Origin of the sequence: uncultured Marixanthomonas sp. (assembly GCF_963974425.1) — a bacterium.
GTDB lineage: Bacteria > Bacteroidota > Bacteroidia > Flavobacteriales > Flavobacteriaceae > Marixanthomonas.
In genome coordinates this window covers 1-21414 of sequence record NZ_CAXBCK010000043.1, presented here as the reverse complement: position 1 = coordinate 21414, position 21414 = coordinate 1, and the positions used below count along the sequence as shown (strand labels likewise).

At 35.9% G+C, this 21414-nt stretch carries 21 protein-coding genes; 7 read left to right on the top strand and 14 right to left on the bottom strand.

Translation table 11 applies throughout. The annotated features are described in order from the left end of the window. Positions 1 to 3 precede the first annotated feature (3 nt). Positions 4 to 1530 carry a bifunctional GNAT family N-acetyltransferase/carbon-nitrogen hydrolase family protein gene (locus AACZ92_RS12585; RefSeq protein ID WP_339701927.1) on the top strand — a complete coding sequence of 509 codons (1527 nt, stop codon included), beginning with the start codon at positions 4 to 6 and terminating at the stop codon, positions 1528 to 1530. 18 nt (positions 1531 to 1548) lie between these two features. Here AACZ92_RS12585 and AACZ92_RS12580 read toward each other — a convergent pair whose 3' ends face one another. The 3 genes from AACZ92_RS12580 to AACZ92_RS12570 form a co-directional block, all read right to left on the bottom strand. Next, positions 1549 to 2970, bottom strand: a complete 1422-nt coding sequence (locus tag AACZ92_RS12580) for a glycosyltransferase 87 family protein (RefSeq protein WP_339701925.1) — start codon at positions 2968 to 2970, stop codon at positions 1549 to 1551. Between the two features lie 122 nt (positions 2971 to 3092). Then, a complete protein-coding gene (locus tag AACZ92_RS12575; RefSeq protein ID WP_339701923.1) occupies positions 3093 to 3482 on the bottom strand; it encodes a DUF779 domain-containing protein in 390 nt (129 codons plus the stop codon). A 61-nt stretch (positions 3483 to 3543) separates the two neighbouring features. Next, the gene (locus tag AACZ92_RS12570; RefSeq protein WP_339701921.1) at positions 3544 to 5067 is read right to left on the bottom strand and encodes an aldehyde dehydrogenase family protein; all 1524 of its coding nucleotides are present in this window, start codon (positions 5065 to 5067) and stop codon (positions 3544 to 3546) included. A gap of 149 nt (positions 5068 to 5216) precedes the next feature. Between AACZ92_RS12570 and AACZ92_RS12565 the strand changes: the two genes are divergently transcribed. After that, entirely contained in the window at positions 5217 to 6134 is a 918-nt protein-coding gene (locus tag AACZ92_RS12565) for an AraC family transcriptional regulator (RefSeq protein WP_339701919.1), read from the top strand. 1 nt (position 6135) lies between these two features. On the opposite strand, the gene AACZ92_RS12560 is transcribed toward AACZ92_RS12565, so the two are convergent. The 4 genes from AACZ92_RS12560 to AACZ92_RS12545 all read right to left on the bottom strand — a co-directional run bounded on the left by AACZ92_RS12560 (position 6136) and on the right by AACZ92_RS12545 (position 11596). Continuing rightward, on the bottom strand, positions 6136 to 7623 hold the full coding sequence (locus AACZ92_RS12560) for a cellulose synthase family protein (RefSeq protein ID WP_339701917.1): 1488 nt from the start codon (positions 7621 to 7623) through the stop codon (positions 6136 to 6138). Then, entirely contained in the window at positions 7620 to 8315 is a 696-nt protein-coding gene (locus AACZ92_RS12555) for a glycosyltransferase family 2 protein (RefSeq protein ID WP_339701915.1), read from the bottom strand. Before AACZ92_RS12555 ends, AACZ92_RS12560 begins: the two co-directional genes overlap by 4 nt. 67 nt (positions 8316 to 8382) lie before the next feature. Then, a complete protein-coding gene (locus AACZ92_RS12550) occupies positions 8383 to 10284 on the bottom strand; it encodes a 4Fe-4S dicluster domain-containing protein (protein WP_339701913.1) in 1902 nt (633 codons plus the stop codon). A gap of 4 nt (positions 10285 to 10288) precedes the next feature. Next, a complete protein-coding gene (locus AACZ92_RS12545; RefSeq protein WP_339701911.1) occupies positions 10289 to 11596 on the bottom strand; it encodes an FAD/NAD(P)-binding oxidoreductase in 1308 nt (435 codons plus the stop codon). Between the two features lie 148 nt (positions 11597 to 11744). Here AACZ92_RS12545 and AACZ92_RS12540 point away from each other — a divergent pair, with 148 nt between their 5' ends. Both AACZ92_RS12540 and AACZ92_RS12535 read left to right on the top strand, forming a co-directional pair. After that, positions 11745 to 12461: a DUF547 domain-containing protein gene (locus AACZ92_RS12540; RefSeq protein WP_339701910.1), complete on the top strand. Its 717-nt coding sequence runs from the start codon at positions 11745 to 11747 to the stop codon at positions 12459 to 12461. A 58-nt stretch (positions 12462 to 12519) separates the two neighbouring features. Continuing rightward, positions 12520 to 13521, top strand: a complete 1002-nt coding sequence (locus tag AACZ92_RS12535; RefSeq protein WP_339701909.1) for a glycoside hydrolase TIM-barrel-like domain-containing protein — start codon at positions 12520 to 12522, stop codon at positions 13519 to 13521. 2 nt (positions 13522 to 13523) lie between these two features. On the opposite strand, the gene AACZ92_RS12530 is transcribed toward AACZ92_RS12535, so the two are convergent. From AACZ92_RS12530 to AACZ92_RS12515, 4 genes are all read right to left on the bottom strand, one after another. Beyond that, the gene (locus AACZ92_RS12530; RefSeq protein ID WP_339701907.1) at positions 13524 to 13958 is read right to left on the bottom strand and encodes a hemerythrin domain-containing protein; all 435 of its coding nucleotides are present in this window, start codon (positions 13956 to 13958) and stop codon (positions 13524 to 13526) included. A 119-nt stretch (positions 13959 to 14077) separates the two neighbouring features. Then, positions 14078 to 14845, bottom strand: coding sequence for a TIGR04283 family arsenosugar biosynthesis glycosyltransferase (locus tag AACZ92_RS12525; protein ID WP_339701905.1), 768 nt, complete (start codon positions 14843 to 14845; stop codon positions 14078 to 14080). A gap of 63 nt (positions 14846 to 14908) precedes the next feature. Beyond that, complete coding sequence (locus AACZ92_RS12520; RefSeq protein WP_339701903.1) at positions 14909 to 15712, bottom strand: DUF547 domain-containing protein; 804 nt, start codon at positions 15710 to 15712, stop codon at positions 14909 to 14911. A gap of 37 nt (positions 15713 to 15749) precedes the next feature. Further along, complete coding sequence (locus AACZ92_RS12515; RefSeq protein ID WP_339701901.1) at positions 15750 to 16634, bottom strand: sterol desaturase family protein; 885 nt, start codon at positions 16632 to 16634, stop codon at positions 15750 to 15752. Positions 16635 to 16731: 97 nt separating this feature from the next. Between AACZ92_RS12515 and AACZ92_RS12510 the strand changes: the two genes are divergently transcribed. The 3 genes from AACZ92_RS12510 (at position 16732) to AACZ92_RS12500 (ending at position 18457) form a co-directional block, all read left to right on the top strand. Beyond that, positions 16732 to 17259 (top strand): hypothetical protein, encoded by a 528-nt coding sequence (locus tag AACZ92_RS12510; RefSeq protein WP_339701899.1) that lies wholly within the window; start codon positions 16732 to 16734, stop codon positions 17257 to 17259. Positions 17260 to 17405: 146 nt separating this feature from the next. Continuing rightward, positions 17406 to 17834, top strand: coding sequence for a nuclear transport factor 2 family protein (locus AACZ92_RS12505; protein WP_339701897.1), 429 nt, complete (start codon positions 17406 to 17408; stop codon positions 17832 to 17834). Positions 17835 to 17872: 38 nt separating this feature from the next. Continuing rightward, on the top strand, positions 17873 to 18457 hold the full coding sequence (locus tag AACZ92_RS12500) for a hypothetical protein (RefSeq protein WP_339701895.1): 585 nt from the start codon (positions 17873 to 17875) through the stop codon (positions 18455 to 18457). A 32-nt stretch (positions 18458 to 18489) separates the two neighbouring features. On the opposite strand, the gene AACZ92_RS12495 is transcribed toward AACZ92_RS12500, so the two are convergent. Genes AACZ92_RS12495 through AACZ92_RS12485 form a run of 3 tightly spaced genes read right to left on the bottom strand, consistent with a single transcriptional unit; the run spans position 18490 to position 21406 of the window. Next, the gene (locus AACZ92_RS12495) at positions 18490 to 19485 is read right to left on the bottom strand and encodes a metal-dependent hydrolase (protein ID WP_339701893.1); all 996 of its coding nucleotides are present in this window, start codon (positions 19483 to 19485) and stop codon (positions 18490 to 18492) included. Then, a complete protein-coding gene (locus AACZ92_RS12490; RefSeq protein ID WP_339701891.1) occupies positions 19485 to 21257 on the bottom strand; it encodes a DNA mismatch repair protein MutS in 1773 nt (590 codons plus the stop codon). The genes AACZ92_RS12495 and AACZ92_RS12490 overlap by 1 nt, the downstream gene beginning before the upstream one ends. An 8-nt stretch (positions 21258 to 21265) precedes the next feature. Further along, positions 21266 to 21406 (bottom strand): MmcQ/YjbR family DNA-binding protein, encoded by a 141-nt coding sequence (locus tag AACZ92_RS12485; protein WP_339701949.1) that lies wholly within the window; start codon positions 21404 to 21406, stop codon positions 21266 to 21268. Positions 21407 to 21414: the final 8 nt, after the last annotated feature.

Here is a 21414-nt window from a genome sequence, read left to right as displayed (position 1 = left end):
CCCATGGAAAACAAAATAGAAAATATAGAATTAAAGTTCTTGACGCTTAAAGATTACGAAGCGTTAAAAAAAGCAACCCTTCAGTCATATGGAGGGTTGCCAAATTCCTATTGGAAAATTGAAGAGATTGGTAATTTAATTTCTCTGTTTCCCGAAGGTCAAGTAGTGATTATGGCCGATGGCGAAATTGCAGGTTGTGCCCTATCGATTATTGTAGATTATGATAAAATTGAAGACAACCATACCTACGATGATATTACGCGCGACCCATCGTTTAAAATTCACGACCCCAACGGTGATGTGCTCTACGGAATCGATGTATTTATACATCCTGATTACCGCGGACTTCGGTTAGGACGTAGACTGTACGACTATCGAAAAGAATTATGTGAGAACTTAAATCTTAAAAGCATTGTTTTTGGGGGAAGAATGCCTAATTACCACAAACATGCCGATACTATTTCACCTAAAAAATACTTAGAAAAAGTACGAAGCAAGGAAATTGAAGACCCCGTATTGAATTTTCAATTATCGAACGATTTTCACCCGCTTCGGGTATTAAAAGGCTATTTGGAGGGTGATGCCGCTTCTGGTGAATACGCCGTTTTAATGGAATGGGATAATATTTACTACACCAAACCGGATAAAAAGCCAACTGCTACTAAAAGTGTCGTTCGCTTGGGGCTCATTCAATGGCAAATGCGTTCGTATAACGGCATAGAAGATTTAATGCAGCAAGCTGAATATTTTATTGACAGTGTTGCTGGGTATCGTAGTGATTTCGCTGTGTTTCCAGAGTTTTTCAACGCCCCACTTATGGCAGAATATAACCATATGAGTGAGCCGGAAGCGATACGTGAACTGGCCACGCACACTGCCGAAATTACCGAACGGTTGTCCAAACTTTCCATCTCATACAACATCAATATTATTTCCGGAAGTATGCCCGAAGTGGTAAATGACAAGCTATACAATGTAGGTTATTTATGCCGTCGCGACGGAAGTGTGGAACGGTACGAAAAATTACACGTGACACCAGATGAAGCCAAAGTTTGGGGCATGCAACAGGGTAACACATTAAAAACTTTTGATACCGATTGTGGTAAAGTAGGAATATTAATTTGTTACGATTCTGAATTTCCTGAGCTTTCCAGACTTTTATCAGATGAAGGAATGGACATTTTATTTGTTCCTTTCTTAACCGACACCCAAAATGGGTATTCCAGAGTTCGGTTGTGTGCACAAGCTCGGGCGATTGAAAACGAGTGCTATGTAGCCATTGCTGGCAGCGTTGGTAACTTACCGAAAGTTCATAATATGGATATTCAATATGCGCAATCGGCAGTATTTACACCTTGCGATTTTGCTTTCCCAAACAACGGTGTAAAAGCTGAAACGACTCCAAATACCGAAATGATTTTGGTCGCCGACGTAGATCTAGATTTGTTACGGGAATTACACACGTTCGGCGCTGTACGGAATTTAAAAGATAGACGGAAAGATTTTTACTCACTTAAACGAGTGAAGTAATCCATCCTAATTCCTCTTTTACGTAGAGATAAGAGAGGAGTTCTTTTCTGAAATATTTTTTCTAATTTCCCAAGTGGCATATCCAATTACCACCAAATATTCCACAGCTACTAACCAAAGGTTTTCTTTAAACCCATCAGCTCCATAAGCACTATAACTTAATATTATCACAGCACTCCAAACTATAGGAAAACGGTATTTGGTAAACAAGCACAACAGTAAAGGCGTGGTAACATACCAAGGATGCACCGTAGTCGAAAGCAAGAAGTAAAATGAAACGCCAAAGAGCATCGCAGTGATTAATTTGGGTAGTGTTTCATTTCTTCTGAAAAAGGTAAGTATTAATATAAAAGCAATGACAATTAGTGGCAATATCTTACCAACCGTAACAATAATATTCCATCCAACGGTTTGAAAACCTATCCATCTTATGATATAATACACACTTGCATTAAATTCAAAATTCTGAAACCACAAACCAATGGTTGTAGTGAAATTCTGAAGAAATTCTGAAGAAAAGAACGGTAAGAAAGTTACAACAACTGTTAACAAACAAGCCATATAAAACAGAATCAGTTTCTTTATTCCTAGTGAAGTGAAGTTCGGCAAAGAATCATTTTCACCCTTCTTATTCTTCAAGAAGTAGTTAAAGAATAGTGGTAAAAACAACAATGGTAATAGTTTTACTGAAACAGAAACCCCCAACAATACAGCAGCCAAAACCCATTTTCTTTTTTGCAATAAGTAAAGTGCCCAAACTAGAAAGAAAAGCATCACGCCTTCAAAATGTAAATTTCCGGTGAGTTCAATTATGATAAAAGGATTCAAGAAATACCAAAAAATAGTATGTGAATTCAGATTAAGATTCTTCAATAATTTTCTTCCGAAGTAAAAGATACCTACATCTGCAAGAATCATAATCAATCGTAACACCACTACTGAACCAAGTATACTGTTTTTAGCAAATAAAGCAGCTATTGCAAAAAACAGTTGATTGATTGGGGGATAATTACTGTAATGGCTAGCGTTGAGAGCGCCCATTCCATTTATTAGTTTAGTTGCTTCGGCTCCACTAAGCCACCTTAAACTATTCAGTATTTCAGATGTTTTATTTACATATTGCTCTGGTGTAAAAAGATATGGATTTTCCCCTTGCAGCAGCAACCTACCATCCCAGATAAAACGATAAAAATCTTGTGACAAATTGGGGATTACAACTAAAAAGACTAATCGAAAAGCAATCCCAAATCCGAAAAGAACCCAAAAATTCCCCTTTGTTATTTGAATGAGTTTGTATGCTAAGAAAAATAAAGCTCCATACAGCGGAAGCAGTTTGGCAAAATCACTTCGGTTTAAATCGTAGCCAAAACTGGCGTACAAAGCAATACTTATCACAGCGAAAAGCAATGGAATTCTATACAGGTTGAAAAAGTCTCTCACTTGGTTTTACTTTACTGATACCACAAGATATAAAACCTTCAAGGTTTTTTAAAGTTTAGGAGGTTTTATCTAAAAAACAAGATCGAGAGATAGGAAAATTTAATTAATAGTGAGGTTGTTCTTTAAGGTAACGACTCATTTTTTTCAGCTTCTACTTTTCTGAAATGTTCATTTTCTGCTTCGGTAAGCAACCTTGATTTTATTAAAAATCGAATACCTAATGGAATTTCTACAGAAAAACTAGAACCACGACCTTTTGTAATATCTACGGTTAAATGCGTATGTTTCCAATATTCATATTGATCTTGATTCATATAAAAAGAAACGCCAGCAACTGCTCCTAAAAGGATATCGCTTTCATCTAAATAAAAGTCATCTTTTGAAATCAACATAGGTGACGATCCATCACAACAACCTCCACTTTGATGAAAAATAAGCGAACCGTGTTGTTCTTTCATTTGTTCAACAATCTTTTTTGCTTCATCTGTTATTGCTACTCTACTATTTTTCATATTCTAAATTTAAAAATAAAGGCCGGAAATTAATTCCGACCTTCTTAAAACCAACTAAATATTAAAAGAAACCTAATTTTTTCTTATCGTAGGAAATGAGCATATTTTTAGTTTGACGGTAATGATCGAGCATCATTTTATGGTTTTCTCGACCAATTCCAGATTTTTTATAGCCTCCAAAAGGCGCGTGTGCCGGATATGCGTGATAGTTGTTCACCCATACTCTACCTGCCTTCACTTCTCTTGAAATTTGATACGCTTGATGCATATCGCGTGTCCAAACACCAGCGCCAAGACCATATAAAGTATCATTAGCAATCTCAATCGCATCTGCTTCATTTTTAAAGCTTGTAACACAAACTACAGGGCCGAAAATTTCTTCTTGAAATACCCGCATCTTGTTATTGCCCTTAAAAATGGTGGGTTGAATATAATATCCACCTTCTAGGCCTTCATTGTAAGCTGAATCTCCTCCAGCAAGTACTTCACAGCCTTCTTCTTTACCAATTTTAATGTAGTTTAAAATTTTCTCGTATTGATCGTTAGAGGCTTGAGCTCCCATCATCGTTTCCGGATCTAAGGGGTGACCTATTTTAATAGCTTTGGTTCGCTCTACAACACGCTCCATAAATTCATCAAAAATACTCTCTTCAACTAAAATCCTAGATGGAGCTGTACAAACCTCTCCTTGATTAAAAGCGAAAAGGACTGCTCCTTCAATAGCTTTATCAAGAAAATCATCATCTTCATCCATGATGCTTTTAAAGAAAATATTTGGTGATTTCCCTCCTAATTCTAAGGTAACAGGAATAATATTTTTGGAAGCATATTGCATAATTAATTGTCCAGTAGTGGTTTCACCCGTAAAAGCAATCTTTTTAATACGAGGACTTGATGCTAATGGTTTTCCAGCTTCAAGACCAAATCCGTTTATAATATTTAACACTCCAGCGGGAACAACATCTTGAATCAATTCTGCTAAAATCATAATTCCAACAGGAGTTTGCTCAGCTGGCTTTAAAACCACACAGTTTCCAGCAGCTAATGCAGGTGCTAACTTCCAAGCTGCCATTAAAATTGGGAAGTTCCATGGGATTATTTGCCCTACAACCCCTAATGGTTCCCAAATATTTAATGAAACGGTGTTTTCATCTAACTCACTAGCTCCACCTTCTTCAGCCCTAATAACACCAGCAAAATATCTAAAGTGATCTACCGCCAGGGGTAAATCTGCATTGGTTGTTTCCCGAATCGGTTTTCCATTGTCCCAAGTCTCAGCTCGTGCTAAGGTTTCAATATTATTTTCAATTATATCAGCAATTTTTAAAAGTACATTGCTCCGTTCAGTTGCTGACTTTCTATTCCAAGTTTTAGCGGCTTCCCATGCAGCATCTAATGCTTTGTCTACATCCTCTTTAGTAGATCGGGCTACTTTTGTAAACGAATTCCCATCTACAGGGGAAATACTTTCAAAATACTCTCCCTTAACTGGTTTTACCCATTCTCCACCAATAAAATTATCATACGTATCTTTAAATTTTGGTTGATCTATAGCCTTTCCCTTCTCTGTTTTTATATTGCTCATAATGACAATTATTTAGTTATTATTTTATGAATTACATAATTTTAATAAAGATATTTTATAATATCACTATATAATTGAACAATACTATTGAAGAATAACACGTTTCTACTTTTTATAGATTTTACTGAAATTTTTACGTAATATTGAATATGAATCACTCTTTAGCAAGACATAAAGAAAGTCGGAAAATTTTCACTTTAGTTGAAAATAGAACTACATACAATGCCGAATATTCTGAGTTGAATATTTTTGAAACGCATAAAATGGCAGAACGAGTTTCACTTACTTTTGACTTTCCAGTTATTGCTAGTATGCTCACAGGCAAAAAAATAATGCATCTTGCCAATATCCCTGAGTTTGATTTCCTTCCCGGCGAATCGGTTGTAATGCCCGCTAACAAAGAAATGATTATCGACTTCCCTATTGCAACGAAAAATAGTCCTACGCAATGTTTGGCGTTGGGGATTGATCCTGAAAAAATAAACGAGGTCGCTTTAAAGTTTAATCAACAAGTAGAAATTGAAAACGAAAACAACAATTGGAGTCTAGAGGAAGGGTTTGCATCTCACCTTACCAATCAAGTTGAAGTGAATTACCTTATAGATAGACTGGTGAATACATTTACTAAAAACTCTTCGTCGAAAGATGTATTGCTAGATCTAATGATTCAAGAGTTAATTATTAGGCTGCTTCAAACAAAGGCCAAATACAGTATTTTAAATGATCATCTAGAAATTTTTAGCGATACTCGTATTGGTTCTGTGGTAAAATACATCAAAGAAAATTTAACCAACAAAAATATTAGCGTGGACACCTTAGCCGAAAAGGCATATATGAGTACGTCTAATTTTCACAAAAAGTTTAAAAATACTTTAGGAGTTTCGCCAATAGATTTTATGAATTCAGAAAAGATAAAGTTTGCAAAAAGGTTAATGAAAAAAAATAAGACGATGCTTATTTCAGAAATTGCTTTTAAATCTGGATTTAATAATGTGAGCTATTTTAACCGGCAGTTTAAAAAATTAGAGCTGATGACCCCGCAGCAGTTTCGACTTTCTATTCACTAATTTAAGCCCTACTTAACAAGCTCTTAAAAAACACAAAAGCAAAGCCTACAAAAAGCATCAAGTGAAACGGAAAAAGACCAAAATCGCCATCTTCTTTCCCAACAACAAAAGCACTGTACATTCCAAAGGCGAAATAGAGCATTAAAATCCCTTCAATAATCGTGTTTCCCGAAAAATTCTTTGTCAGGTACTTGTTTTCTTTCCAACTTTCTTTAAGGGAAATATTAAACTTTGGTGTTCGTATAAAATCACTTTTCTTACCAAAATGACCTTCTAAAACCGCAAGTGAGTTATGTACCGAAAAGCCCATGGCTACAGAAAAGAACGTAAAGAACATCCCAATATATTTCAGGAAATTTTTAAATCCGCCGCCATGAATTTTTGAATACGTGAGCCAATAACACATAAAAAAGATAACAGTACTAAACGCAAAGCCTGCCAATATATAAAAAACCACAGCCCATTCTGGGTTTGCCGCTTTTATATATAACATGGGCACACTTAAAATGGCCACGGTCAAGATCAATAAAAACATGCTGCTGTTCAGTAAGTGGAAAAAACTATGAAATTTTGTTTTCCAAGGAACGGTAGGGTCTTTTAATAGTCTTAGATATAATTTCTGAAAATTCTCTGCAGCGCCTTTATTCCATCTAAATTGCTGAGATTTTGCAGCACTAATTACCACGGGAAGCTCAGCTGGAGTTTCTACATCTTCCAAGTATTTAAACTTCCATTTTTTAAGTTGAGCACGGTAACTTAAATCTAAGTCTTCGGTTAAGGTATCACCTTCCCAATTCCCTGCATCGATAATACATGTCTTTCGCCAAATACCAGCGGTACCGTTAAAATTGATAAAATGATTCCCGAAATTACGGCCTACTTGCTCTAACACAAAGTGAAAATCGAGTGCAAAAGCTTGTATTTTTGTAAGGAGCGAATAGTTTCTATTAATGTGACCCCAACGGGTTTGCACCACACCAATTTTCTCATCTTTAAAATAAGGAACGGTTTTTTGTAACCAGTCTTTCTTCGGAAGGAAATCGGCATCAAAAATGGCAATAAACTCACCTTTTGCGGTTTTCAATCCTTCTTTTAATGCTCCAGCTTTAAAGCCAGAACGCACTTCCCTACTCATCTGTTTAATATCTAATCCAGATTCTTGTAGTTTTTTTAGGTGAGCAGCAGTAGCTTGAAAAGATTCGTCGGTAGAGTCGTCTAACACTTGAATCTCTAACTTATCTTTAGGATATTCTAATTCCGCAATATTATTCAGCAGACGTTCCATTACATACAACTCGTTATACACGGGCAATTGAATGGTTACAAACGGAATTTCTTCAGGGTTTGAAAAATCGAAAGTGGGGTCCGTATCCTTTTTGTTTCTAGCTTTTAGGTAATTGACAAACAAATTGAGTTGTGCCAAAGCATACAGAAAAATAAGTAGCAATGCTATGGAATAAATTACAACGATGCTTATTTCGAATATCATTTTTTAAAACTATATTTAAAGATCCAACTTAGGATTTTTACGCCGGCAAAGATAGCACCTTTTACGGTTCCTGAAACTTTTGAAACACCTATTCTATTTCTATATTTTACTGGTATCTCTTTATAAGAATAGTTTCGTTTTAAAGCCTTTAATTGCATCTCTACGGTCCATCCATATGTTTTATCTTCCATATTTAGAAGAAGCAATTTATCATATTTTATAGCCCGAAACGGCCCAAGATCTGTAAATTTTGAGTTAAAGAAAAGCCGCATTAACGAAGTTGCTAACCAATTTCCAAACTTCTGCGGAAATGTCATAGAACCATCTTCTCTCAATTCTTTTACACGTGCCCCGATTACAAAATCGATATTTTCTTCAATAATAGGTGCAACAATTTTTGAAAGCTCTTCTGGATAGTCACTATAGTCGCCGTCCAAAAAAACAACAATATTAGGTTTAGGGTTTTGTCGGGCTATGTGGTCCATTCCTTTCAAGCAAGCGTAACCATATCCTCTTTTTTCTTCGGAAAGAACTGTGGCACCGGCTTTTTTTGCAACCGTTTCAGTTTCATCTGTAGAGTTATTACTAACAACAATGATTTCTGAAACTTGTTTAGGAACATCACCAATTACCTTGGCAATAGAACCGGCTTCGTTAAAAGCCGGAATAATAACTTTTATAATTGGAGGCATGTAGATTTTAGGTTGAAAAAGGGTTTCTTTTAAGATTTGTAGCTGATTTTAATTTGTGTCTAAATTCTTATTTCCCATTTACATATTCCATTAAATCTACATCATTCCCTAATAGGACTTCATTTCCTTCAATACGGCCTTTTCGTGGACCGTCTTCCAGTTTTAAAACACCACGTGGACATACTGCAGAACAAATACCGCAGCCCACACACGAGCTTCGCACAATGTTTTCACCTTTTTGAGCGTAGGCTTTTACATCGATTCCCATTTCGCAATAGGTAGAACAGTTTCCGCAAGAGATACATTGTCCGCCATTTGTGGTAATTCTAAAACGGGAGAACAAACGTTGCTGAAATCCTAAAATCGCAGCCATCGGGCATCCAAAACGACACCAAACACGGCTTCCGAAGATAGGATAAAAACCAACCCCAATAACACCGCTAAACATGGCACCAATTAAAAAACCATAGGTTTGGCGCAATTCATACGCATTAAAGAAAAATAGTTTTCCAGGTGTACTGAAATACGTGAACAATAAAATAGATGTTACCACTACAAAATATCCAATAGCACCATATTTAGCATCTTTTGCTAATTGTTCTCTTCTAAAAAGCATAACCCCGCCAAAAACTAAGGTTAGCAACCCGATCACGAACCAAATGAAAAACTCTTTTGATATCCACAAATTATCGAAAAATGAAGTTGCTACTCCATCATTAATTGTCAGGTATTCTTTTGAAGCAGAATCTACTAATAATGAAGCACTCAATCCGTTTTTTAATCGAGTAAGGGCGATTTCATTTTCAGTTTCAGAAATAACATGAAACGGAATATTAATTCCTTCAGTGGTTTCTAAAACTGGTGCTTTTTTTGAATCGGCTTTATTGATAAAAATCACCTGACTTGCTTTGGCTTTTTGAGCCGCCAAAATACGTTCGTTAATGGGTTTTCCGTCTGGATCACTCATAAAAACGGCTTTGTTTTCCAGTCCGCTCCACTCACTAATGGATTGCGATTCGTTGCCTTGTAAATAACTAAACACAACTGCTGTTGTCATTACCGTTACAAAAACTACAACACTATGAACGACCCAGCGTTCCACCTTCCAGGCGACCATGCGTTTGTCTGATAAATGACGAAAAGGGTCTCCAGCAGTTTCGGCCAAACCGCCACAACCACATACCCATGAGCAATACCATCGTTTTCCGTATTTATAGGTTAAAATAGGTGTGATTACAAAAATGGAAAGGATTCCGAAGATGATCATAATCAACCCAACATCGCCAGCACTTAAAAATTCATCTATCTTATAACCAGCAAAAAGCTCATAGTTAAGCGGCCAAATATTTTTAAAATCGTAATACGGTTGATTAAGGCGAACTAAAATTTCAGGAATAATAAATGCAAAACTCAACTGAAAGAACATTACCGAAAAAGTTCTAATAACTTCATATCGGTTATGACGGTATTTCCAGATAAACTTTATTCCAAAAGCTAAAATCGCCAAGGTATAAAGCGTTCCGTATAAAAACCATTGACTGGCCGGATTGCCACTTAAAAATTTACTCAAAGGATCGAATAACGAAATCACTCCTGTGTTATCACCGTCTTTAACCAAACCTAGATACTGCGGAAACCAATACAACGCCACATAAAACAAGGTTAATGTCATACCTAATATCCAACCCCAAAAACCACGTGATGATAATGATTTAAAGTATACACCATTATTGCTTATCCCTTCGTGTTTACTTAAGTATTCTGCTCTAGAAAACCATATAGTACCTACTGCTATAGACAATAATGAAACACTCAACCACAAGGTTTTATTCGGAAAATTGACATTAAATAATGCTACAAATAACACTAACAGACCAGCTAAACCTATAAAGCTTGCTATTTTTTGTTGGGTATTAATTGTTTTTGGTGGTTCGCCTGTTAGGCTCATATTACGTTGAAAAGTACTCATAAGGTTATGCAGTTACAGGTTGTTGATTTTTATAAGCTGAAAGAATTTCTTTTTCATATTTTCTATAAAATTCAGGATCAAAATTGGCTTTTTTTAAATGCTTTATCACATAATCGACGTCTCTCTTTTCATTAAGCCAACGGTCAAAAACTTCGTGACGCATTCGTATTCCGAAGGTGTTTATTCCTAAAAACTGTTTGTTTTCTGTATGGTAAGAAACGGTAATACATCTAAGATCACTTTTACATTTCCAATGAAATTGCGCTTCAGAATCCTTTCTTCTTCGTTTGGGCTGCACCCAACCATAGGTTTGATATTCTATATCGAAAAATTTGGCACTGTTAAACCAGTTTCCAGGGTTATACTCCCAAGGATTGTCACAGATGGTCTGCGCTAGTGTTTCTCCCATAATCCGACCTGTGTACCATACTGCTTCAACTGGTGGGCGGTTTCCAATTGGTTCACGTTGTTGAGCACAATCGCCAATTGCATAGACGTCTTTTACACTAGTTTCCAGTTTACGATTAACTAAAATCCCTTTATCGGTTTCAATCCCTGAATCTTTCAAAAATGTGATATTCGGTTTTACACCCGTTGTAATCCCAACCACCTTGCAAGGAATTTCTTCGCTAGTTTCTTTTATAACTACAGCACGAACGTTCCCGTTTTCATCGCCAAGGATTTTATCGAGGTTGGTTTCGTGACGAATATCAACACCGTGTGATTGTATGTGGCGTGATAGCATTTCGGCTTCGGGTTTTGGCAAAGCGCTAGTCCAAAAAGCATCTTCGCGAACTAGCATAGTCACTTCAATTCCCCGGGTGCGAAGCATTTCAGCCATTTCTACACCTATTAATCCGCCGCCTACTATAACCGCATTGGGGCACTCTTTTTTATTGGGTGCGTTTTTTTCTAATTTTTCTAAATCTTGCTTGGTCACTAAACCTTGCACACCGTTTAAATCGAGCCCTTCCGACCCAAATGTATTGGTAGTAGAACCAGAAGCAATAATCAATTTATCGTAATGCATAGCATCTCCTTCAGCAAAATGAAGTGTTTTAGCATCTGTATCAACTTTTTCTACGTAAGCATTTTTGAGGTTTAAATCATTTTTCTTCCAGAAATAGCTTTCGTATGGTTCAATATCCCACCAGCGCATATGGCCCATATACACATACATGAGAGCCGTTCGGGAAAAAAAATAATCTGCTTCAGCAGAAATAAGTGTGATTTTTTTATCAGATTCTTTTCGGATATGTCGAGCCGCCGTAACGCCCGCAATGCCATTTCCAATAATAACGATATGTTCCATAGAAAGAGAAGTATTGCTTTTATGTCGTACTTAAATGTACGCAATTACATGCAAAACAGATTACAAATTAAAATAAGGGACAAATTAACTTGTGCTATTTGTAAGTTTTACTGAAACCAAGACGACTTAGAATGCGTAAATTATTATGATGAAACATTTTATATTCCTTTTTGCAACTATACTGTTATTCAATACATCAACTGGGTTTTCACAATCGACAAAAACCTTCTTCAATGAAGCTGATATGTTTTTTAAAACCTATGTTTCCAACGGAAAAGTTGATTATAAAAGCATTGAAAAAAATCCTGAAAAATTAAATCGCTTACTTGATCAAGCTGCAAAGATTTCTGTTTCTACTTCTGAAGAAAAAAACTATCAAGCTTTTTGGATTAATACTTACAATCTTGCGGTGATAAAAGGAATAGTTGACAATTACCCTATTGAATCACCATTAGATAAAGACGGTTTTTTTGAAAGGGTAAAATACAACTTAGGCGGAACATCGCTAACCTTAAACGATATTGAAAACAAAAAGCTTCGCGCTAATTTTGACGAACCGCGCTTTCATTTTGTGTTGGTCTGTGGTGCAAAAGGATGCCCGCCCATTATTGCTAAAGCCTATAAACCTTCAAAATTAGAGGAACAATTACAGAAACAGACTGTAAAAGCTTTGAATAATCCTTCATTCATTAAAGTTTCAGAACATGAAGTCGCTATTTCTGAAATTTTTAAGTGGTACAAAGAAGATTTTGTGAAAAATGGACAAACAAAAATTGACTTTTTAAACCACTTCCGAAAAGAAAAAATCCCCTCCAGTTTTAAAGTCTCTTATTATCCTTACAATTGGCATTTAAACCAAAAGTAATTAGTACGGTCTAATTTTTTAAACTATTTTCAGTTTCGAAATAGTTGTCAATCACTCTATGAAAAATTACTTGTTAGTTCTAATTCTGTTATTTGTCGTAGCCAGCCATGCGCAAGACACTAAAATTAATGGCATTAGCTTTGTTGCATCTCGTGATTCAGTATCCCTTAAACACACAGCTCCACTTTTGCAAATAAACGCTAATTATGCAGCGGTAATGCCTTTTGGGTTTATTGAAAGTTTGGACCACCCTGAACTATTATACAGTACAGACCGACAATGGTATGGCGAGACAATTAAAGGTACCAAACAATACATTAACAAGCTACAGCAAAACGATATTAACATCATGCTAAAGCCCCAAATTTGGATTAGAAAAGGCGAGTTTACCGGGCATCTTGCTATGTCTTCGGAAAAAGATTGGAAAATATTAGAAACTTCATACCGCAATTTTATACTCGATTTTGCTCGTCTTGCTGAAGAAACCAATGTGCCCATTTTATGTATTGGCACAGAGCTGGAACAGTTTATAAGGCAACGTCCAACATTTTGGAATCAATTGATTTCTGAAATAAAACAAATCTATAATGGCAAACTGACCTATGCCGCCAATTGGGATGAATATACCAAGGTTCCATTCTGGGATCAATTAGATTTTATTGGTGTAGATGCCTATTTTCCTATTTCTGAAGTAAAAACTCCAACCTTACAAGAAGCCAAAAAAGGATGGCAAAAGTGGAAGAATGAAATGAAAACTGTTTCAGAAAAACACAATAAAAAAATACTGTTTACTGAATACGGTTACAGAAACACAGACTTTGCCGGAAAAGAGCCTTGGCACAGTGGCAGAGAGCAGAAAAGTATAAATCACGACAACCAAGGCACGTTGCTAACCGCCCTTTTTGAAGAGGTTTGGCAAGAACCATGGATGGCCGGTGGTTTTTTATGGAAATGGTTTATTGACCATGAAAATTCTGGTGGTGGATTGAACAATCAATTTACCGTTCAAAACAAACCGTCTCAATTAGTGCTGCAATATTATTATTCTATTTACGAATAATATTACCGCTTTTCTTTCATCACTTTTAAGTATTCTTTGGCAATAGAAATTTTTTGCTTCTCTGTAAAAACTTTACCCGCTAATTGAAAAAAGGTGTGCTCTTCATCCTCTAAATGGTGTTCTACTTTCTCGCAAAGTTGTTTGGCGTGCACTAACCAACCAGGCGAATCTAAATCGGTATCATCGATTTTTTCAATTAACTCGTCCATTTCATGATGCTCTGCTATTCCATGGCGAGCATGTTCTTGCATCATATCGTTTTGAATAAGTGGGGTATAAAAAGTACGCTCCTCAGCGTCTGCATGAACTTGCAGTTCGTGTTTCAGTTTTTCCCACATTTCTTTTCGGCCCTTACTGTCGCCAGATGTGGAAGTAACTAGTTTGCACAATTCACGTTGTTTGTCGTGGTCTTTTCTAATTGCTTCAAAAATGTTCATAGTTGGTTTTTTGGTTTTGTATCCTCAAAATACAACCAACTAAAATGTTTCAGTGTTTAGAAAATCATAAAATTTTTAGTGAATACGCTTGAAAGGGTAAAGCAAACATTTTAGAAAAGTTACTTTTCTATAAACGCTTCTCTTGGCGACTCGATAGTGACATTCTCGTTCTGCTTCTTTTTATTGTTCCGTAAGTGTTTACAATAGTAAGCAAACAGTTGATCTGCATCGGCACCCAACCATTTTTTAACGTAGATAGTCCAAAAGTGATATTGTACATACCAAACGCCTTTTTCGCGGTACAATCGTGCTGAGGAAGTCAGTTTTTTATTGATGACTACAAACGTGTTGCGTTCGTATAATTCGTTTATTAGAATATTGTCCTCATAAATAATATAAGTTTCATCGTAACCACCTATTTCATCGAACAATTCACGGGTAATAAATTGGCTTTGGTCACCACCTCGGCATGCGCGCCAACTAAATTTCGTAAGCCAACTAGCCAAACGCAACCACCAATGGTTACTATCAAACTGCATCCTAAAACACCCTGCAGGACTTCCTTTTCCTACTTCGGAAATAATTAATTCGTCAAAATTTTTAGGGGGAAAAGAATCTGCATGTAAAAAATAGAGGATTGACCCTGTAGCGTTTTTTGCTCCGGTATTTAATTGTTTTGCACGCCCCTTTTCCGAAGAAATAAGCTGTATTCCTATTTCAGGTTTAGATTCGAAATTTTTTATCAACTGTTTCGTACCATCTGTGCTTCCGCCATCTACAACGGTAATTTCAGCAAGATTTTTAGGCGTAACATTTTCTATTAAGTGCTGCAGCAGCTTTTCAATAGATGAAGCTTCATTTAATACGGGGATAACAATACTAATCATACGCTAAACTTACGAAATAAATAGCCCAGAGGTTTTCTCCGGGCTATATTCCTTTAAAAAATATTATTTCTGTTCGTTTAGCTTCCAGTTGTAATCTTTGTACTGTAACTCAACCCTAGGATTGATTTCGGTATCGCTATATTTATTTATAAAACCAATAACATCTTTATTTCCATTAACGGTATAATCTTTTGCATACCACTTAAAAACAGAAGACACTTTTGGGGTATTTGCAGTGATTTCGTTTTTATCGCTGTTTATAAATTCGCGAGTTACTTCATCTAACTGTTCATTTATTTTTGAAGCAGTAAAAGCCTCATCCAATAGTTTTGGGCACGAAATGGAAGCACAGTTAATGGCAAAATGAATACGAGGTTCATCCATTTTACGAAGGATGCCATTTTCAATTCCACCTAATGACAATTCACGATCTCCAACAGGAACAAACCCTTTCGTAAAGGCTCCATCGATATCCTGAATGCTTTCAGTTGGGTAATTATTTAAAATTAAATCTACCGTGTAAGCGTTGTATAAATTAATGTAAAACGCTAATAGTTCTTGAACGCTCCAAGCATCGGTTGGTTCTGTTGAAGATAATTTCTGAAGGTATTTATTCAGTGCTTCTCTATCATTTTTAAAGCCTTTGTAATCGACCATTCCCTCTGAATCTACATGCTTTTTCAACAATTTGTCCCAAGCAGCGTGGTCAAAATTAACTGCAGAATTTGCCGTGGTTGAAGTTAAATCACCTTCAACTTTTTTAGTGGGTTGGCCTTGACTTGTCAATCCTGCTGCAGATGTTAAGTTACAACTTACCAATGAAACAGAAACAAGTAATAGTGTAACAACTTTAAGTATAAACTTCATAATTTTTAGTGTTTTACACCCTTATATACGGGCTATATTATTTTTTGGTTTTTATGGGATATATACTTTGATGAATGAATTGTTGAGGAAAGTGTTCATCACCGTCAAAGCCTAATTCAATATCCCTTCCGTCGTGCGGAATGTGGTTTGTACCAAAAAGATAATCCCAAATACTTAAACTAAGCCCGTAATTAACACCGTATTTAGTATGTTTTGGCAAAATTTTAGCGTGATGCCAAATATGCATCTTCGGGTTATTAAGCACATATTTTAAAATTCCGTAGTTCCATCCTAGGTTGGCGTGGTTTAGATGACCAATGGTCAAAGCAGTAAAATGGACAATTGCAACATCGGTTACATCAAACCCACCGATAATCGCCAATGGAATGTACAAAATGGATTTATACACTACCGGTTCCATCCAATGGTAGCGCAAATGAGCCGCAAAACCCATTTCTTTTACGGAATGATGAACTTGATGGAATTTCCAAAGTATAGGCACTCTATGCAGCAATCTGTGGGTATTCCATTGCACAAAATCTGACACCAAAAAGAAGACTAATAATCCTAATCCGTATGGTAAAGCATCAACGTTTAGTAATTCGAAGTCTGAAACTTGCAGCCCAATTAAACCAAGGAAGTCATTAAAAAAAGCTTCGGCAGTGTTTGAGAGGAAAATAAGTACTATTAGATTCAACAAAAAGAAGTTGAAGAACATATAGAACGTATCCAGCCAAAAGTCTTTACGGAATACTTTTTGGTTTTTTCGCCACGGAAATAGCAATTCCAACAACCAAACAACCACCGACACGATGATAAGCCCATAGAAATAGTTTTCCCAATGAAAACGGGTGATTTCATCTAACAAATAGTTGAAATACCCAACATAAGAATCTTTAAATATCTGAATATATTTTTCCATAGCAATCTATCCTACTTGTCGGATTTGTGGGTACAAAATTACAGATTGTAAAAGTAAATTGGGGATTGTGTATCTTTATATTTTGGCCGTCATTCTTATGAGAACTTTAAATGTAAAATTATCTGAATTCAAATCTGAAATTGGATATATTGGTTTTGCAGAATATTCTAATCTAAAAGTTACTACACCTCTCGACAAGAATGATATTCTGAAATTCCTTCATTACTATTATTCATCCAATAAGGTAACAGCGTATCAAAATAAAACTGACCATCTGCCCTTTCCTTTCAGAACTGAAAATCTAACTTCAGCTGATATTCATAAAATCTATGACAATGTACTTTTTAAAATAAAGACAATATTCCGTTCGTTCGAGAAAGGTTGGGAAAATTTTGAGTCTGATTTAAAAAGATTTGAATCCAATCTGGAAAGTATTAACATTAAATTGAGAGAACTTAATCTTTGCTACCCTTGCTTTATGCTGACTATTGATGATTTTAATCCAAAATCTAATAAAATAAACGGTCTGTTTAATGAAATGGGATTTATCTATGATTATTTCTTTTTTATAATTTTTATGAATCCGAGTGGCAACCTAACAACGTTAGAAATTTCTTATGACTAAGACGACTACTAATACAGGCATAATTAATATGGAAGCGTGGTTGAATAAATTAGCTTTCCTACTTTTAACTCAACGAATATAAAATGAAAAATCAAGAAAAGTATTCATACCAAACTGCTTGTAACGTAAATTTTAAAACTATTATAATGAAAAAGCTATTATTTTTAATTACTATATTCACCCTAACCACAACCTTTGCCCAAACCGAAGCCGAAGACAAAGACGCCATTTTAACCGTCATGAAAATGCAAGAAAAAGCCTGGTCCAATAATGATCTAGAAGGTTTTATGCAAGGCTATTGGAAAAGTGATTCTTTAAAATTTTATGGCAGTAACGGCCTCACCAAAGGGTGGCAACAAACGCTAGACAACTATAAAAAAGGATATCCAACGAAAGAACATTCTGGTACGTTAAGCTTTAAAATCAATGATATTTCAAAAATTAGTGACGATAGTTATTGGGTGATGGGCGAATACTTTTTAAAACGAAACGTAGGCGATGCCAATGGGGTGTTTATGATCATCTTCAAAAAAATAAATGGCGAATGGAAAATTATAGCAGATACGAGTTGTTAAATAAAGAGGGTAGTTGGTAGGGCTTAGTTATATATAAAATGAAGAAACTTGCTTTAATAATATTATTAATAAGTATTCCTTTATTCGGGCAATCAAATTCGAATAAATTTTCAGTAAGTGGAAATCTCAAAGTATACTTTGGAAAAGAATTACTCACACCACAATTTGCCTCAATAGTTCTACTCCCTAACAATCACATTACGGAAATTGATAGTACAGGAAATTATAAATTTGACAACCTAAAAAATGGAACTTATAAAATAATGGTTATTGACTATAATCCAGAACCTAAAGAATTCAAATTTGAAATCAAATCATCTTCAATTTCAAGCTTTGATTTAATTGTAGATGCAAATTGTGAAGTTAGTAAAGAGATCGCCGAACAAGATATTCAAAATGACAAACCAAGGTTACTTTTAATTAGCGGTATAGCACCTTACGTGTCTGTTGAAGACAGTAAGTTTGCTAAAAGATATGGAATTATTTTTCAGGATTTTGGAGATACGCCACCAACAGAATCCTGCGTAAAACAATATAATAGTACCATTTTTGATTTTTTAGATAAAAAGTTTGGAAAAAAATGGAGAGAAGAGGTAAGGGGTGATGTTGTTGGCTTAAAATGAGTTGCCTCTGCTTACTTACTGAATACTGAAATTCAATTCCCAAGCACCCGCTCCCACAAATCAGCTAATAACTTTTTAGCATCATCCCTGTTTTTAGGTTCTTCGATTACATTTAAACCTTCTGAAGTTTGCTGTAACTGATAGCTAAAAGCACATTTATCGGTTTGCGGATCTACGCTTAACAAACCAAAACGCAAATCGTTAAAATAAGTGGCGTCATTCTTTTCTGAAATGGCGTACCAACCATTAGAAATTGCAATAAGACGTTGTACTTTATTCTCATTTCTTAAATCCCCTAAAGCCGCATGATTTTTAGGATGCCTGTAAAATTGGATAGGCTTACTATCAAAAAAAGAATAATCCCCAATTAAAAAAGCATCGTCCACCTCAACATTGGCCGTCCAAAGAATAGTATTAAACGGACTCGGTTTGGTTTCAATGGCTTTATAAGCGATATTTTGTTCATCTAAGGCGTTAGTAAACTTATGATAGGTAATTCCTTTTAAAATCAACGTAATCACCATATAACTACTACTGATTAGCAAGCCTGCGTTGTTTATTTTACGTCGTTTTTCACTGCCACGTTTTAGGAAAGCTGTCCAGATTACGCACACTAAAAACGGTAACGTATATAAAGGATCAATCACGAAAATGTTTTTGTAAGCAAGGCGAAGATCGAAAGGCCAAAAAAGCTGTGTTCCCCAAGTGGTATGCGCATCGAGAAACGGATGGGTTATAAAACACATAAACCAAAGCCAATACCATTGTTTAAACGTAGCCCGCTTTTCGTATAACGAAGTAAGCCAAGCAAAGAAACCTCCAAAAACCACTGAAAATACAATGGAGTGCGTAAAACCGCGGTGTATTTCCAACGCTGTAACCGTATCTACAAAATTACTGGATAACACATCCAAATCTGGAATGGTTCCGGCGATGGCTCCATATAACATGGCCTTGTTGCCCATGGTTTTTCCAAGGGTGGCTTCCCCTACGGCAGCGCCTAATACAATTTGAGTTAACGAATCCATTAATCAACAATTTCCATTTTCTTCAGCAGAAAAGAGGCGTTCATATTTTGACAAATTCCAGGTTGAAATGTATAATCGAAGTATAATTCGTCATCTTCTATTCGGGCATCGAAAAAGTAATTTTTTACATTCGGAATGCTTTCAGAAACTTCACATAAACTTAAATCGTGCGTGGCAATGATTCCCGTGGCATTTCCGGCGACCAATTTTTCAACAAACTTTTTAGACCCGATGGCTTTGTCCGTACTGTTCGTCCCTTTTAATATTTCATCTAGAATAATAAAATAACGATCTGTTTTAATTTCTTCCACGATAAACTTTAATCGCTTCAGCTCACTGAAAAAATAAGATTCATCATCCGTTAAACTATCGGTGGTCCGCATACTAGTGATTAGTTTAATAGGTTGATAGGTTGATTTTGTAGCACACACCGGAAGCCCCACATTAGCCATCACAATTTGCAGGGCAACCGTACGCAAAAACGTACTTTTCCCGGCCATATTGGCGCCAGTGACAATGAAAAACTCTTCCGAAGCTATCTTAAAATCATTGCGCACCATCTTTTCAGGATCTAATAAAGGATGCCCAGCGCCATCAGCTTGTAATTGCGTGGCAGATGATACAATGGCCGGAAAAACATGCTGAGGATGGTTAAAAACATAGTTTGCCAAGGTGTTGTAGGCATCGAAGAAAACGATGCTATCTATCCATTTTGAAACATGTTCGCTATGTTCTGAAATCCACTTTTCGATATTGTACGATTGTCGAAGATCGCGTAACATAAAACCATTCGCCACAACGCCCACTAATAAGTTGCTACGTTGATCCAACGAATCGAGATGTTTTGCAAATTGCTTTAATATGGTAGATGCTTTTTCGGTTTCACTTACAACCGTTTTCTTTTTTTCTGAAAGTAAGTCACTGCTGAAATCTTCTGTTTCAATTTCTAATAACAACTTATGAAACTGCTCAAACGTACTTTGAATTTTAGCCGTGTGTTGCGATAAATCGTTTACTTTTTTCAAATAGCGTCCGCTAATAATGAGTCCGGCTAAAAACCAGCCAAACACAATATAACCGGATATAAATCCTGAAAAATAGGTAATTAAAAGCCCTAATGAAATAATTGAAAAAACAGTAGAACCCACTTTTATCCAATTAGGAACAAAACTCTTATAACTGTTTAACCAGTTTAAAACAGTGTTTGCTGAAACTTCGGTTTTCACTAACGAAGCAACCGCCGAAAAATGCTGCCGCCACGTTGCTTTTTTAGCCAATTCTTGAATGGCTTCTTGTTTCTTGGTGATGTTATCAATATCATTATCAGTAAGCAGATGTGCCAAGTGGTCTGAACCACTTTCTAAAGCCGTTCTATTAATGTATTGATAAAAAGAACCTCTTCCAAACAAATCGATATCTTGACTAAAATAATGCTCTGGATTTTTATATTTTTCTCCGTCTGGTAAATGGTGAAACGCTCTGCTCAATACTTCCAATTCCACGTTATTGGCCTCGAGTAAGGCTTTTGTAACATCGCGTTTGTATTGCAAATTGCTATGTCGGGACACTAAAAACACGAACAATGCAATGCCCCCTAAAATAATGGCGATGACAAATTTTGTGTTTCCGAAAGTGAAATATACGCCGGCGCACAATGCCAGAAAAACTAGCAATCTAAACGTCCCAGAAAGTGCGAGCTGCTTTTTAAGGGTTTTAAGGGTTTCGGTATGTTTGCTAATCTGTTCTTTATAAAACGATTCGGGTTTCTTCATTTTTCTTTTTATAGCTTTTCTAATTCAGCTTGTACTTTTTTTGTCAATCCTTGCACTACCAAATTATAAGAATGGTCAATTAACTCTAGTAGCAAATCGGCTGGAATGTTGCGTTCCAATTCGACGGTGTTCCAGTGCTTTTTACTCATATGATAAC

What these genes read in the sequence shown, in the direction of transcription:
- AACZ92_RS12585 (WP_339701927.1), top strand. Translation starts at nt 4, where the DNA reads ATGGAAAACAAAATAGAAAATATAGAATTAAAGTTCTTGACGCTTAAA.
- AACZ92_RS12575 (WP_339701923.1), bottom strand. Translation starts at nt 3,482, where the DNA reads ATGAAAAATAGTAGAGTAGCAATAACAGATGAAGCAAAAAAGATTGTT.
- AACZ92_RS12570 (WP_339701921.1), bottom strand. Translation starts at nt 5,067, where the DNA reads ATGAGCAATATAAAAACAGAGAAGGGAAAGGCTATAGATCAACCAAAA.
- AACZ92_RS12565 (WP_339701919.1), top strand. Translation starts at nt 5,217, where the DNA reads ATGAATCACTCTTTAGCAAGACATAAAGAAAGTCGGAAAATTTTCACT.
- AACZ92_RS12560 (WP_339701917.1), bottom strand. Translation starts at nt 7,623, where the DNA reads ATGATATTCGAAATAAGCATCGTTGTAATTTATTCCATAGCATTGCTA.
- AACZ92_RS12555 (WP_339701915.1), bottom strand. Translation starts at nt 8,315, where the DNA reads ATGCCTCCAATTATAAAAGTTATTATTCCGGCTTTTAACGAAGCCGGT.
- AACZ92_RS12550 (WP_339701913.1), bottom strand. Translation starts at nt 10,284, where the DNA reads ATGAGTACTTTTCAACGTAATATGAGCCTAACAGGCGAACCACCAAAA.
- AACZ92_RS12545 (WP_339701911.1), bottom strand. Translation starts at nt 11,596, where the DNA reads ATGGAACATATCGTTATTATTGGAAATGGCATTGCGGGCGTTACGGCG.
- AACZ92_RS12540 (WP_339701910.1), top strand. Translation starts at nt 11,745, where the DNA reads ATGAAACATTTTATATTCCTTTTTGCAACTATACTGTTATTCAATACA.
- AACZ92_RS12535 (WP_339701909.1), top strand. Translation starts at nt 12,520, where the DNA reads ATGAAAAATTACTTGTTAGTTCTAATTCTGTTATTTGTCGTAGCCAGC.
- AACZ92_RS12530 (WP_339701907.1), bottom strand. Translation starts at nt 13,958, where the DNA reads ATGAACATTTTTGAAGCAATTAGAAAAGACCACGACAAACAACGTGAA.
- AACZ92_RS12525 (WP_339701905.1), bottom strand. Translation starts at nt 14,845, where the DNA reads ATGATTAGTATTGTTATCCCCGTATTAAATGAAGCTTCATCTATTGAA.
- AACZ92_RS12520 (WP_339701903.1), bottom strand. Translation starts at nt 15,712, where the DNA reads ATGAAGTTTATACTTAAAGTTGTTACACTATTACTTGTTTCTGTTTCA.
- AACZ92_RS12515 (WP_339701901.1), bottom strand. Translation starts at nt 16,634, where the DNA reads ATGGAAAAATATATTCAGATATTTAAAGATTCTTATGTTGGGTATTTC.
- AACZ92_RS12510 (WP_339701899.1), top strand. Translation starts at nt 16,732, where the DNA reads ATGAGAACTTTAAATGTAAAATTATCTGAATTCAAATCTGAAATTGGA.
- AACZ92_RS12505 (WP_339701897.1), top strand. Translation starts at nt 17,406, where the DNA reads ATGAAAAAGCTATTATTTTTAATTACTATATTCACCCTAACCACAACC.
- AACZ92_RS12500 (WP_339701895.1), top strand. Translation starts at nt 17,873, where the DNA reads ATGAAGAAACTTGCTTTAATAATATTATTAATAAGTATTCCTTTATTC.
- AACZ92_RS12495 (WP_339701893.1), bottom strand. Translation starts at nt 19,485, where the DNA reads ATGGATTCGTTAACTCAAATTGTATTAGGCGCTGCCGTAGGGGAAGCC.
- AACZ92_RS12490 (WP_339701891.1), bottom strand. Translation starts at nt 21,257, where the DNA reads ATGAAGAAACCCGAATCGTTTTATAAAGAACAGATTAGCAAACATACC.
- AACZ92_RS12485 (WP_339701949.1), bottom strand. Translation starts at nt 21,406, where the DNA reads ATGAGTAAAAAGCACTGGAACACCGTCGAATTGGAACGCAACATTCCA.